This is a genomic window from Dyella ginsengisoli LA-4 (assembly GCF_000334915.1).
GTDB lineage: Bacteria > Pseudomonadota > Gammaproteobacteria > Xanthomonadales > Rhodanobacteraceae > Dyella_A > Dyella_A ginsengisoli_A.
The window spans coordinates 1-11,737 of the sequence record NZ_AMSF01000042.1 but is presented as its reverse complement, the minus strand read 5'-3'; the positions used below and the strand labels follow the sequence as shown (position 1 = coordinate 11,737).

Here is an 11,737-nt window from a genome sequence, read left to right as displayed (position 1 = left end):
GGCCCGGGGCCCCCCGCCTCGTCCTTCGAGCAGCCCCCCCCCCCCGGGTGGCTCCGAGGCCCGGGCCGGGAAGTGTCCTTGCGTGCCGCAAGGGTGCAGAAACCCCGGCCTTCCGTCCGGTGCCCCGGACCAGGTTTCCACGCCAACATGGGGACCCGATCCACCCGTCCGGCCCGGCCGGTCGGGTTCGGCAAGGGCCGGAAGGTCCGCCAAACGCCGAACCTGGCTCCCATCCGCCCCGGTGCCTGTCGATTTCCCTGTGCCCCGTTCGTTGGTTCAATGACGCGGCGATCCTGCCGCGGCATCCATCCAAAGGAAAATGGCATGAGCAAGCTGATCTTCATCAACCTGCCGGTGAAGGACCTGGAGCGGTCGAAGGCGTTCTACGAAGCGGTGGGCGCAGGCAACAACCCCGCCTTCAGTGACGATACCGCCGCGTGCATGGTGTTCTCGGACACGATTCACGCGATGCTTCTCACCCACGAGAAGTGGCGCCAGTTCACCAGCAAGCCGATCGTCGATGCACACGCGAACGCGCAGGTGCTGCTTTGCCTGTCGGCAGACAGCCGCGACGAGGTATCCCGCCTGGTTGCCAAGGCCAGCGGCGCCGGCGGCAAGGCGGATCCCACGCCCGTGCAGGACTACGGCTTCATGTATGGACGCAGCTTCGAGGATCCCGATGGTCATATCTGGGAAGTGATGTGGATGGATCCCAGCGCCATCCCCCCGCCCGCCTGAGCAAGCCAGGCGGGCGGGTTCGAGTGGCAAAACAGCGAACCCGCCCCCGTTGTGCCCCCCGTTTTCCAAACCGCAGGAGAAGGCTGGTGGATGCAGAAAAAGAGAGTGCCAGTGGCAACCATGCCACCGACGTGAAGCGGGTCTCGGACCGCGAATTGGTGGTGACGAGGCTGTTCGACGCACCGGCGCAACGCGTGTTCGAGGCGTGGACCCGGCCGGATCTGTTCCGCCAATGGTGGACGCCGGCGTCGTTCGGCGTCAGCTTCCTGGCCTGCGAGATGGACGCCCGCACTGGCGGCACGTACCGCCTCGAGTTCGGCCACCCCTCCTCGGACGAGCCGATGGCGTTCTACGGCCGCTACCTGGAGGTGACACCCTGCTCCAAGGTGGTATGGACCAATGAGGAAGGCGGCGACGGCGGCGCGGTCACCACGGTGACCTTCGAGGAACAGGACGGGCAGACGCGTGTCGTCATGCACGACCTCCACCCGTCCAAGGAAGCGCTGGACGAGACCATGGCCTCCGGCGGCCCCCATTGCGCTGCGGAGCAGTTCGCGCAGTTGAACGAGTTGCTGGACAGCGCGCGCTAGCGGTGCCGGGCGACCGCCGGATGGCTTCCGGGCAGGCAGGCCGCCACGCCGGGACGGGGACGATGCCCCCGCCCGGATCGCCTCCGCCCTGTTCGCCGCCCGTCAATGCCCTATCGGCGATCTCGCGGTGAGCAGGCCGCTGTCGTAGACGATCTTTCCGCCAACCAGCGTCAGTTCGCTGTGGATCCCGGGCAGCTGCCGGATCGGCACGGTGAACGGGTCCGCGGAGACGACGGCCAGGTCGGCCAGCATGCCCGGGGCAATGCGGCCCCGCATGTCTTCCTCGTGGCTGGCATAGGCACCGCCAGCGGTGTAGGCCATGATCGCCTGCGTGCGGGTCAGCGCGTCATCGGGGTGCATCGGGTCGGTCACGGCCAGCATGATGTTGAGCCACGGGTTGGCCACCGGCTGCATGTTCTCGTCCGATCCCAGCGCGAGGTGGATGCCCGCCTTCAGCATGGCCTCGAGCGGCTGCACCGTCCTGGCGCGTTCCGCGCCGTAGCGCTCGCGCATGATGTCGGGGAACGACAGGTGCACGGGATTCTGGGTGACGGGCGTGCCCAGGTCCGCGGCCTGCCTGAGCAGGTCCGGCGCCAGTCCGTCGCCGTGTTCGATCCGCACCACGCGCCTGGCGCGCCATACGGCGGCGGGCGCCAGCGACAGCATCTGCCGGAACACCACCGCCGCGGTGCCGTCGCCGGCGACGTGAAACGCCACCGGCATGCCGGTTTTCAGGCTGTGGGCGAGGATGCGCCGGATGTCGTCGGGCGACCAGTTCAGGTGACCGCGCCAACCCGGGCGGTCGGCGTACGGTTCGCGCAGGTATGCACCGCGTTCGACCTGCGTGCCATCCAGGATCCATTTCGCCCCGAGAATCCGCACGTGGGGCGACTGCGGTGCCGGAAACGGTTCGGCCCAGGATTCGCCCACGTCGTGCCTGGGCATGAACAGGCGATAGATCTCGAAGCGGATCGGCGGAGCGGAGCGGTCGAGCGCGGCAACCAGGCGATCGATCGGCACCATCGTGCCCATGCTCTGCACGGTCGTGATGCCCCAGGCCGCCTTCTGGCTGGCGAACTTGCGATAGGCATCCACCAGCGCGGACATCGGCAGCTTTCCGTACAGCACGCGGTCCGCGTTCCAGATGCCGTATTCGTAAATGCGTCCGTTGAGTCGCTGCGTGTCGCCGACCCGCCCGTAGGCGCCTCCGGGCGGATTCGGGGCTTCGGGTGCGATCTCCAGCAAGCGCAGCGCCGCCGTGTTCACGATCAGTCCGTGTCCGGTGAATCCCCACAACATCACCGGGTTGTGCGGGGCCAGGCGATCCAGCCAGGCACGGTCCGCACCCGCGTGATCCAGCACCCTCGGGCCGATGCCGCCGGCAATCAGCTTGCCCGCGGGCGTCTTCGCGACGGCCGCCTTCAGCGCGGACTCCACCTCGCCCACGGCCGGATCGAGATCGGCACGCGGATCATGCGCCCCCGCGCGCGGATCGTAGTGCAGCAACACCCGGGGATACGTCGGCCACGGATGCACATGGGCGTCGGTCAGGCCGGCCAGCAGCACATGCGATTCCAGGTCGACCCGACGAGTCTGCGGCCCGGCCAGGTGTTCGATCCGCTCGTCGCTGCCCACCGCCTCGATGCGGTCGCCGCGGACAGCCACGGCTTCGGCCCACGACGCATCCGGTTCGCCGGTGAAGACCTTGCCGTCGACCAGGATCAGATCGGGAGGTCCGTCCGCCGGGTCGGGCGGCCCGGGGAAGCGCGTCGCATGCGCGGGACAGATGGCCACGATGGCCAGCAGCGCCGCGGGAACAAGCCACTGGCGCAGGCTTTGCGGCCGGACAGGCAGACGGATATCCATGACGCCCCTCCATCACAGGGTTTCGCGTCAGGTCCGGTCCCGAAACAGAAGAGCCAACTGCATGGTGTCGCGGGACAGAGCCGGACGACGTGCGGTGATGACCGGCCGCGGTTATCCCACAAGGGGAAGGTCGACTCAACGCAAGACCCTGCCAAAACGGTCAATTTCGCAATAACCTGCGGGCCGGCCACCGATGCCTGAGCGCCGGCTTCGACCTCGGGAGAGGCTCCCCGCCCCTGCCCCCACTGCCCCGGGAGGTGCCACGATGGAACCGGCCGCGGATGTCGAATACGCCGAACAGGGAGAAGGCCCCGCCGTCTTGCTGCTGCCCGGAAGCTTCGGTACGGGAGCGGGCTGGAAAGCCGTGACGGGCACACTGGGGCCTGGCTATCGCCTGGTGACGACGAGTCTGCTCGGCTACGGAACCACGCCGGACACGCGCCCGGACGGCAACGCCACGATGGACCGCCAGGTGGACCTCATCGACCGGATCATCGAACGGATCGGGATGCCACCGCACGTGGTCGCGCATTCGTTCGGCGGGCTCGCGGCGCTCGCGCATGCCCTGCAGGGTCGCCACCGGCCCGCCAGCCTGCTGCTCATCGAGGCGAACCCGTTCGGCCTGCTTCGGGTGGCCGGCCACCACGCGCACTACACCATGGTCACCACCATGACCGCGGCCTATTTCGCGGACGTGGCCCGGGGCGTGCCCGATGCCGCGCGTCGCGTCATCGACTTCTACGGCGGCGACGGCGCGTTCGACGCCCTGCCGGCCCGGGCACGCGAATACGTCGTCGCCACCACCCGGGTCAACGTTCGCGACTGGACCTCGGGCACGCCCTTCGAACCGCCGATCGAGACGCTGCAGTCCCTTCGCCTGCCCACCACGGTCGTGCGTGGCGCGACCAGCCACCCGGCCATGCTGGGCATCGCCGGGCTGCTGCATGAACTCATCCCCGACTCGACGATGGTGACGATCGGCGACGGCGGCCACTTTCTTCCCACCTCGCATCCGGCGCAGATCGCCGAACTGATCCGGCAGCGGGTGCAGGCGAATCCGGGCGACGGAGCCTGACGGAGCCGCGGCTGGAGATGGCGCCCGCTTGCCCGCGTGGCGCCCAAGGCACCTGCTTTGCAATGCCACTTTCGTGCGCGCATGCTTTCCGCCAGCGCCTCAGCCAGAACGGAAGAATCGCCCGCATGGACATGCTCGGCCCGCTCAGCCACATCGCCCTGATCGTTCGGGACCCTGCGCGCACTGCGGCCCTGTTCGCCGGGATATTCGATGCAAGAGCCGTTCGTCGTCAGGACGACGACGGACACGACGAGACTTTCGTTCGACTCGGCGAGACCTGGTTCGTGCTGGTCAAGGCCGATGTGGAACGTCCGTTGACCGGTGACCACGTTGCGTTCCTGGTCTCGCCGCCCACCCTGCAGAGGGTCGCTGATCGACTGATCGCCATCGGGCACGAGTACCAATGGGCAAGATCGGACACGGCACTGTATTTTTCCGACTTCGACAACCACGTCTTCGAGCTGGACAGCGTTGGCGTGGACTGCCCGTAGCGACCCGCCGCGGCACTTGGTGCGGTGCCGCCCGCACGTGTCCGGCTTTGCTTCATCGTCTCGCAGGAACAGACGGCATGCAGAACAGCGGGCGAGGCGGATTTCTCTGGCGTCCCCATCGCGCCGTCCCGTGAGACAACGATCGCCCGCCCCGTTTCTTCACCGGCGCCGCCAACCGCGGGGCCTGCATCGCCGACGCGCCCCACCGGGCAAGCCGTTCAGGATCCGGCAGCCTCGCGAGACTCCGGCCGGCCCCCGAAGTGCCCCGCCCCCGCTTTCGCTGGACTGGATGCCGGCGCTTCGGTGAGGATAAAAGACAAATGTCCGCCCCTCCCACGCCGCCCGGAGAACTGCTGCAACTGCTTCCCGAGGCGGTGGTGCAAACGGACGCGCTGTGGACCATCACCTACCTGAATCCCGCCTGGCAAAAGCTCACGGGCCATGCAGTGGATGGCGCACTCGGCCGCTCTTTGCTCGACTTCGTGCATCCGGACGACACCGGCACCCTGCGATCGGGCATGCCGGTGTTCCGGCTGCGCGTGGCGGACGGGAACTATCGCTGGATGCGTCTGCAGATGCATCCGAAGACCGACGATGCCGACCGCGTGATCAGCCGGCAGGGCGTGCTGATCGAGATCACCGAGATCACCGAACAGGTGTTGATCGAGGTTCGCCAGCGCTTCCTGCGGCTGCTGGAAACCATCGACGGCGTGGTCTGGGAAGCCGAGCTCGGCGTCGGCAACACGTTTCTGAGTCCGCAGGTCGAGCGCCTTTTCGGCTATTCGGTGGAAGAGTGGCGGGCCGATCCGGGGTTCTGGCGGCAGCATGTGCATCCCGACGATCTGCCGGCCGCGCTGGTCATCGACGACGCGGCCTACCACGCCACGCACAGCTATGCGTACGAGATGAGTTATCGCCTGATCGCCAAATCCGGTCGGGTCGTCTGGGTACGCGACCTGTGCCGGGTGGATGTCGAGGAAGGCCGCCCGAACCGCATGATCGGACTGATGATCGACGTCACCCAGCAGAAGAACACCGAGCTGGAGCTGCTGGAGTCGGACAACCGCTACGCACTGGCCACCCGCGGGTCCAATGACGGCATCTGGGACTGGAACCTGCAGACCGGCGTGCTGCACGTGTCCGCGCGCTTCAACGAGATCGTCGGACTGGAAGATGCCGGCCCCCTGCACGACGACGCATGGCACTTCCTGCAACAGCTCATCGACCCCGATGACCATGAGCGGGTGCAGGCCGCGTACCGCCGGCACCTGGCTGGCCACCGCCCGAACTTCTCCGTGGATTTTCGCGCCCGCCAGGGATCGGGACGGCTGGTGTGGCTCAACTGGCGCGGAGTCGCCCAGTTCGAAGACGGCATCGCCGTGCGGATGGCCGGGTCACTGAGCGACCTGGCCGAACGCGGCAGCTCCTACGACGCCCTCACCCACCTCCCCGGCCGACCGTTGTTCCGCGATCGGCTGGAGCACGCCATCGCACTGCATCGCGACGCCCCCGCCGCCAGTGGCGACGCACCCCCGCCCGGCGACACCACGCGTTTCGCCGTGCTGCTGCTGGACCTCGATCGATTCAAGGCAGTCAACGACACCCTCGGGCACCACGTGGGCGATCAGCTGCTGCAGCAGGTCGCCCGTCGGCTCGAATCCTGCGTCCGGCCGGTGGACCTGGTGGCCCGGATGAGTGGCGACGAGTTCAACGTGCTGCTGGAGTCTGTCGACCACGCGGGCGCCGCCGAACGGGCCTGGGAGATCTCGGTCGCCCTCTCGGCCCCGTACCTCATCGGTCCGCACACCGTCACCTGCGGCGCCAGCATCGGCGTGGTCAGCAGCCAGGCGGGCTTTGCCACCACCGACGACTACCTGCGCGCCGCCGACGCCGCCATGTACCGGGCCAAAAACCATGCATTGGGCGTGTGCGTTTTTTCGGAGAAAGAGGGCACGAGAGGCGGGGTGAGGTTCATTCAATGAACCATCGGGAGGCGCCGGATCCACGTTCCGCCGTGGCCCGAGTGCGCCCGGGCCCGGCTCCCTCCTTCGGCCACTGTGAAGCGAAGACAACTCCCGCGTGCGAGGTGCTCCATGGAGAAACCAAGGGGAGCCCGTGGGCAGGCACTCACCGGTGCGCGCCTGAGGAACCAGCCTCGGGCACCTGATCGGACCGTCCGGCAAGGCGGGACTGGCTCAACAGGCATCCCCGAATGCACCCGAATGGATGCTCGCGAGGCGCGCGGACATGGCTGTCCGCATCGCGTCCGTTGTCCGCAACGAGTGTCCGCGGACGGACAGCGCTTTTTCAACAGGATGGGGAAAACGGCGTAGCTATGCGCCCTCCGGCAATACAAGAGCGCTGGCACGGCCCTTGCCACATTCACCGTTGAGAGCTTCAACCCCACTCAACGGAGAACCGTCATGTCATTCAAAGCCTTCATGTCATCCAAAGTCGAAACCCTGCTGCTGCAGAGTCTTTTCGGAAGCTGCGTGCTGATCTGCGCGATGAGCGTCGGACACATGCTGCTGGCCTGACTGGACGATTTCTTGCCCATCCGGGCAAGTACCGCAGGCACCCCGCCTGCGTTTCGCCATCCGGTGCAATCACCCGCCGGATGGCAGCGGACGATGCGCATCAAGACGTTCGGCGGCGTGCCGCGATCGAACGCATGGTCCGCGCATGTCGTGTACGGACACACCCCTCCCCCGGGCAACCTGCACTTTCCCCCATCGATAAAAGGTAGCCGCTCATGAACAATGCTCTCTCGACTCGCCCCCTCTCCCATCGCCTCGCTCGTGGCCTGGCCTCGGCCTGTGTCGTGGCGGCCCTGGCCGCAGCAAGCATCTGCACGGCCCATGCGCAATCCACCACGGGCGCCGTCGCAGGCAAGGCGCCTGCGGGCGACAGAATTACCGTACATAACGAGAACACCAGTGTCCGTCGAACGGTGACGGTCGACGCCAACGGGCGCTACGCCGCTTCGGACCTTCCACCTGGCACGTACAGCGTCACATTGGCGGGGGACGGGCAGGCGATCGCCAGGCACATCCATGTGCCTGTGCTGGTAGGCAGCAGTTCCGAGGTGGATTTCACCTGCAAACAGATCAGGTGCGACCGGGTCGCCAACACGAGGTAGTCCTCGATTCGACGCATCAAGCGCACGGGAAAGGCCCGGCAAGAAAACAGGCCGGCCTTTCCCCCGCCAGTCAGCGAATTGCTTCCCCCCTCCGGCATGGCGATCCCCGCGCCGGCACTCGATGGGGCGGCAGGAACCGGGCTCAAAACCGCATTCCAGCATTCCGGAGTTGGTCAGCGTGAGCCCGTCTTGCTGGCGCAAAGGCGACCCAGCGGTCACCGCGACGAGCACGTGCTTCCTGCCTCGCTTCGCCCGCACTGCCCACACGCATCGGCCAGTGCGCAGCCGTGAGTTGCGCTGGCCGGGAACAAAGCCGCAGGACCCGGGAGACAGATGAACCCGCCACCCGTTCCCGGCTCGTCGGAGGGTCGAACCAGTCCGCCATTTCGGCTTCATCCCTCGCTGCCTGCAGGGGAGGATTCCACCTGCACCAGGGCCTCAGTGACGCGTGCTCGACTTCGACGGCTGGATCACCAAAGACCGGGTTCAGGGTCGAATTTCTACAGCGGACAACGCAAGAAAGCGCACTCTGCCCCCTGCTTTGGCTTAGAGCCCGTGACTCTGTGCGACGCACGACGCGCGCCTGGACGGCATCCGCGATGACCGGTGAGTGTCTGGAGCGCAGCGCCCCTGGCCAGAATGGTCGAGGTAGGGCAACGCAGGAGCAGTTGCCTGGACTGGCGCGATCCCAGCCCCGCAGGAAACACAGCGGCGGGTGGTCAGCGACAAGACGGGGCGATGCTCCTCGTCACGAACGGAGAAGAGCATCTCCGCGCTTGTTGACCCCGGCGGCGAAATGGTGCAACTCGCTTTGGCTTTGGTGAACGCTGACACAGGCCGCTAAACGGCAGATGACCTAGACTCCAATCGTCGTCCGCGTTTCGACGACGCATGGAATTTGACACTCGACAAACTGAAAGGAGTCTTTTCATGAACGTAAAAATCGCTATCGCCGCGCTGGCACTGCTCTCGCTCGCGGGTATCGGTGCGCCGACCGCCTCCGTTGCAGCCTCGCAATGCCCCGTCGAGGGCGTGAATGGCTGGCATCACGTTGGAGCGCGCTACTGGGTCCAGTACGACAGCAGTGGCCGCGCTATTGCCTCCTACTTCGCACAGGGCGCTTGCATGGAGGCTTGAGCGCCGAACAGACAAGCGCTTGTGTATAGCGCCGTCGCAAAAAAGGGGCCGAACGGCCCCTTTTTTGTTATGCCGAGGAAAGCCAAAGTCGGGACAAAAGGGGCGTGGCCAATTGAGAGCATGCCCAGCGGCAGCGGGCGCGCCCGCCGGCAGATCGATCGCCTCCGTCGCAGCCTGGTGAAAGCTGGATCTCCCACCGGCGATTGCCATGCCACGACAGCCGCGCCTCGAACCAGACAAGGGGACGTGGTAAATCAAGCCAGGCAGGCGGCCCGCTCTGCCAGACGCCTCCGCGACCGAATTTAATTGGGCACGCCCCCTGTATCGCTATTGCGGTTTTATTGAATTAAGACCATGCATGGTGGCAGCGGTTGCAGTGCCATTGAGGGCTATCTAGTGATCGGGCGCACCCGCCCAAGAAGACATCGCCGCAATCGAGGGAAGCCCTCAGATCTGGCGTGGGCACCCGCATGCCGTAAAGGATCTTGGCGGTGTCAGCGATACGAAAGCAGGGGTCAGAGTCGACTTTTCGTAACGGCCACGACGAGAACGCGCACGCTGCCCCCCCGTTTTGCTCTTTGCGAAGTTCATTCCCCGGTTTCCGTGCGCAACAGCGGACCGAACGTCAGGTAGAACGCGCTCGCATTCCCCTTGGCCCGCCCGTAACCGAGGAGCACGGGCCCGAACAGCGTATCCACGCCCACGAAGATGCTCCCCGCCGGGGTCATCGACCGCCGGAAGATAGGGGTTCCGCGAGGCCCCCAGGGGAAAGCAGGGGTCAGAGTCGACTTTTCGTAACGGCCACGACGAGAACGCGCACGCTGCCCCCCCCGTTTTGCTCTTTGCGAAGTTCATTCCCCGGTTTCCGTGCGCAACAGCGGACCGAACGTCAGGTAGAACGCGCTCGCATTCCCCTTGGCCCGCCCGTAACCGAGGAGCACGGGCCCGAACAGCGTATCCACGCCCACGAAGATGCTCCCCGCCGGGGTCATCGACCGCCGGAAGATAGGGGTTCCGCGAGGCCCCCAGGCGCCCACTTCGGCGCTGCCTCCCAGGTAGACCGGGAAGGATGCCAGCGCGCTCTGCGGTGTCATGCGACGGTAGTAGACGACGCGGCCGAGGAAGGTCGTATCGGCCAGGATCGCGTTCTCGGGATAGCCGGAGAGGTGGGTCAATCCGCCCAGCGGGCTGTAGGTGGCCACGATGTCCTCGCCTCCGCCCGAGGCGGAATAACTGGCGCCCAGCAGGAACGTGCTGCGACCGAACGTCAAAGCCCCGTCCCATCGGGCCTGCCTCACGCTGGCGCTCTGCACCGAACCCAGCGCCGTCAGATATTTCCGCTCGGAGAGATAGAGACGATTGCCGCGCTTGGGAAAGCCGGAGCTGTCCAGGGTGTCGTGCAGCACGTCGAGGCTGACGCTGGCGATGCGGTTGCTGAAGCTGTTCTTGAACACATTCGGATCGCCCACGCGCAGCGAGAGCTTCTCCTCGCCTCGCTCGACCGCCGCGGAGAGGTTCCAGTCGTTGTCGGGTGCCCAGCCCAGGCGGAAGCCTCCGACCCGGTCGCTGCGGCGCAGGACGGCGTAGGAGAGCTTGCTGTTGATCGCCAGCGGCAGGTTGTAGGCCCGATAGTCGACGTAGGGCGCGGCCGAGAACTGGCCCTGGTCGCCCCAGGGCTGGTGGAACTCCAGATGGATGTTCGTCAGCCGTCCCAGCCCGAGGCGCGCGCGCGCTTCGCCGCCGAGGCTGTTCAGGCCGGTGGCATTGAACTCGGACAGCAACTGGTAACTGCTGTTGCCGGTGAAATCGTCGGACAGGCGCAGCGAGGTACGCAGGAAATCCGGCCCCCAGCTCTTGTCCTGCGGCTCCACGAGAAGACCGGTCTGGCCGTCTTTTTCGATCGGCGCCCACTGGATGGTCTGGTAGTGCCCCTGCCCGTAGGCCGCGGTCACGCTCTCTTCCACCTCGTCGACATCCAGCGGCTTGCCGATGGCCGAGCTCATGCGATGGCGCACGTATTCGGCCGTCTTGCTGGAGCCGTGCGGCACCTCGACGAAGGCGACCACCGGCGCCTGCCCGGTATCGGGCGACTGCTGGCCCTGTCGGATCGCGGCGTACTCCGCTGCCGGCACCCTGAAACGCCGCAGCGATGTCTGCACTGCATCGGCGCTGCGCTCTCCCGCCTGCAGGGCATCGGCCACCCGGTCGAAATCCTGGCTCGCGAGGGTGCCCAGATCCGGCGCGATGAGCAGATCCTGCGGGCCCAGGGTCTTGAGCTCCGCATCGCTCTCGCGCTTGAGCACCGCGACCAGCATCTGCCGCGCGACCGCAAAAGGCGAGTCGAGCTTGCTCACCGGTTCGAGACCCGAACCCACGTCCACCACGATCATCCGTTGCGCGCCCATCTGCCGCGCCACGTCGATCGGCACGTTGTCCACCATGCCGCCATCCACCAGCAGTCGACCGTCCTGCTTCACCGGTGCGAACGCCCCGGGGATGGACATGCTGGCGCGGATGGCGGTGACGATGTCGCCCTGCGAAAACACCACCTTCTCGCCCGAGCCGATATCCGCGGCCACCGCACGAAAGGGGATCGGCAGATGATCGAAGTCGTGCACCCGCCAATCCTTCAGCAGCAGCCGGCGCAGCAGCAGGTCGAGGTTCTGGCCCTGCCTCAGTCCCTGCGGCAGGGGGACGCCCG

At 66.5% G+C, this 11,737-nt stretch carries 9 protein-coding genes; 7 read left to right on the top strand and 2 right to left on the bottom strand.

What is annotated here, in order from left to right; genetic code table 11:
* The first annotated feature begins 324 nt into the window (after nucleotides 1–324).
* Both C693_RS0111740 and C693_RS0111735 read left to right on the top strand, forming a co-directional pair.
* Complete coding sequence (locus tag C693_RS0111740) at nucleotides 325–738, top strand: VOC family protein (RefSeq protein ID WP_017462472.1); 414 nt, start codon at nucleotides 325–327, stop codon at nucleotides 736–738.
* Between the two features lie 86 nt (nucleotides 739–824).
* The gene (locus C693_RS0111735) at nucleotides 825–1,328 is read left to right on the top strand and encodes an SRPBCC family protein (RefSeq protein ID WP_017462471.1); all 504 of its coding nucleotides are present in this window, start codon (nucleotides 825–827) and stop codon (nucleotides 1,326–1,328) included.
* 102 nt (nucleotides 1,329–1,430) lie between these two features.
* Here the strand turns inward: C693_RS0111735 and C693_RS0111730 are convergent, their stop codons facing one another.
* Nucleotides 1,431–3,194 carry an amidohydrolase gene (locus C693_RS0111730; RefSeq protein ID WP_017462470.1) on the bottom strand — a complete coding sequence of 588 codons (1,764 nt, stop codon included), beginning with the start codon at nucleotides 3,192–3,194 and terminating at the stop codon, nucleotides 1,431–1,433.
* A gap of 265 nt (nucleotides 3,195–3,459) precedes the next feature.
* On the opposite strand from C693_RS0111730, the gene C693_RS0111725 reads away from it, so the two are divergent.
* The 5 genes from C693_RS0111725 (at nucleotide 3,460) to C693_RS0111695 (ending at nucleotide 9,036) form a co-directional block, all read left to right on the top strand.
* Nucleotides 3,460–4,269 (top strand): alpha/beta fold hydrolase, encoded by an 810-nt coding sequence (locus C693_RS0111725; protein WP_017462469.1) that lies wholly within the window; start codon nucleotides 3,460–3,462, stop codon nucleotides 4,267–4,269.
* Nucleotides 4,270–4,394: 125 nt separating this feature from the next.
* The gene (locus C693_RS0111720; RefSeq protein WP_017462468.1) at nucleotides 4,395–4,760 is read left to right on the top strand and encodes a hypothetical protein; all 366 of its coding nucleotides are present in this window, start codon (nucleotides 4,395–4,397) and stop codon (nucleotides 4,758–4,760) included.
* A 320-nt stretch (nucleotides 4,761–5,080) separates the two neighbouring features.
* Complete coding sequence (locus tag C693_RS0111710) at nucleotides 5,081–6,742, top strand: PAS domain-containing protein (RefSeq protein ID WP_017462467.1); 1,662 nt, start codon at nucleotides 5,081–5,083, stop codon at nucleotides 6,740–6,742.
* Between the two features lie 770 nt (nucleotides 6,743–7,512).
* On the top strand, nucleotides 7,513–7,899 hold the full coding sequence (locus tag C693_RS0111700; protein ID WP_026107368.1) for a carboxypeptidase-like regulatory domain-containing protein: 387 nt from the start codon (nucleotides 7,513–7,515) through the stop codon (nucleotides 7,897–7,899).
* A 930-nt stretch (nucleotides 7,900–8,829) separates the two neighbouring features.
* Entirely contained in the window at nucleotides 8,830–9,036 is a 207-nt protein-coding gene (locus C693_RS0111695) for a hypothetical protein (RefSeq protein ID WP_017462464.1), read from the top strand.
* A gap of 851 nt (nucleotides 9,037–9,887) precedes the next feature.
* Here the strand turns inward: C693_RS0111695 and C693_RS0111685 are convergent.
* Nucleotides 9,888–11,737: patatin-like phospholipase family protein (locus tag C693_RS0111685; protein WP_017462462.1), on the bottom strand; the 1,850-nt coding region annotated here is incomplete at its 5' end.

Coding starts and splice junctions, on each gene's coding strand:
- C693_RS0111740 (WP_017462472.1), top strand. CDS start 325: ATGAGCAAGCTGATCTTCATCAACCTGCCGGTGAAGGACCTGGAGCGG.
- C693_RS0111730 (WP_017462470.1), bottom strand. CDS start 3,194: ATGGATATCCGTCTGCCTGTCCGGCCGCAAAGCCTGCGCCAGTGGCTT.
- C693_RS0111725 (WP_017462469.1), top strand. CDS start 3,460: ATGGAACCGGCCGCGGATGTCGAATACGCCGAACAGGGAGAAGGCCCC.
- C693_RS0111720 (WP_017462468.1), top strand. CDS start 4,395: ATGGACATGCTCGGCCCGCTCAGCCACATCGCCCTGATCGTTCGGGAC.
- C693_RS0111710 (WP_017462467.1), top strand. CDS start 5,081: ATGTCCGCCCCTCCCACGCCGCCCGGAGAACTGCTGCAACTGCTTCCC.
- C693_RS0111700 (WP_026107368.1), top strand. CDS start 7,513: ATGAACAATGCTCTCTCGACTCGCCCCCTCTCCCATCGCCTCGCTCGT.
- C693_RS0111695 (WP_017462464.1), top strand. CDS start 8,830: ATGAACGTAAAAATCGCTATCGCCGCGCTGGCACTGCTCTCGCTCGCG.